This is a genomic window from Cryobacterium sp. Y57 (assembly GCF_002929505.1).
In the GTDB taxonomy this organism is placed as follows: domain Bacteria; phylum Actinomycetota; class Actinomycetes; order Actinomycetales; family Microbacteriaceae; genus Cryobacterium.
The window spans coordinates 1-1,391 of record NZ_PJJL01000006.1; the positions used below are offsets into that span (position 1 = coordinate 1).

Consider the following 1,391-nt stretch of genomic DNA (forward strand, 5'->3'; position numbering starts at 1 on the left):
AAATTGGATGATTGGGCTGAGATTCGCCACCTGCATTTGACGGGGAAGCATTCGAAACGGGAGATTGCGCGGCTGGTTGGGGTGTCGCGCGGAACGGTCGATCGGGCGTTGGCTGTGGATCGGTCGCCGACGTATCAGCGGGAGCCGACGGGGTCGAGTTTTGACGCGTTCGCCAGTCAGGTTCGGATGTTGCTCGCTGCCACGCCGATGATGCCGGCCGCGACCGCAGCCGAGCGGGTGGGGTGGTCGGGGTCGCCCTCGTTGTTTCGGTCCAAGGTCGCCGAGCTCCGCCCGGAATACGTGGTGCCGGACCCCGCGGATCGACTCGTGCACCCGCCCGGGTTTCAGATTCAATGTGACCTCTGGTTCCCGCACGAGGACCTCCCGATGGGTCATGACCAGGCGGCTGCGCCGCCGGTGTTGGTGATGACGTCGACGTTTTCCGGGTTCATTCAGGCGCGCATGTTGCCGTCGCGGACGACGCCAGATCTGCTGGGCGGGATGTGGTCGTTGCTGCGGGAAGCCGAAGCTGTCCCTGCCCGGTTGACCTGGGACAACGAGTCAGGGATCGGGCGCGGGAAACTCACCGAACCGGCAGCCGCGTTCGCGGGCACGCTGGGCACCCAGATCAAGCTGCTCAAAGCGCGAGATCCGGAGTCCAAGGGCATGGTCGAACGCATGAATCGGTTCTTCCGCAGCCGCTTCATGTCAGGGCGCACGTTCACCTCGCCCGATGACTTCAACGAGCAGCTCGCCGCGTGGTTGCCCCTTGCGAACAACCGTCTCTCCCGGTCCCGCCGGGGCCGACCCAACGACCTCATCAGCCGTGATCGGGCTGCGATGCGCGGGCTCCCGCCGATGGCACCTGAGGTGATGTTTCGCAACAGCATCCGACTGCCGAGGGACTATTACGTTCGTGCCTTTAGTAACGACTACTCCGTCGACCCGGCCATGATCGGCCGCGTCGTGGACGTCAGCGCGAGCCTAGACACCATCTCTGTTCATCACGACGGAGTCCTGATCGCCGCGCACTGCCGGAAGTGGGCGCGGCACCTGACCGTCACCGACCCCGCCCACGTTACCCGCGCGGCCGAATTACGCACCCAGTTCCAAGCCCAACGCGCCCGCCGGCCCGTCATCACGGCCGTCGTCGAGACGGCTTCGCTGGCCCGCTACGACGACCTGTTCCGTGTTGACATCGACGTTGACACCGAGACCGCCCCGGACGACCTAGCGGTCGCGTCATGATCGGCACGGAAGCGGCCTCGCAGATCGAGTACTACGCCCGCGCCTTAAGAGCGCCCCGGATCAGCGAAGCGTTCCGCCGCCTCGGCGACCAGGCCCGCGACGCGGGTTGGTCCCACGAGGAATACCTCGCCGCGGTGCTCTCC

1 protein-coding gene is annotated in these 1,391 nt (G+C 65.9%); it reads left to right on the forward strand.

All coding sequences use genetic code 11. From position 1 onward, the window contains the following. A partial coding sequence (locus CXY72_RS00035) for a DDE-type integrase/transposase/recombinase (RefSeq protein ID WP_199183887.1) occupies positions 1 to 1,248 on the forward strand: 1,248 nt, incomplete at its 5' end. Positions 1,249 to 1,391 lie beyond the last annotated feature (143 nt).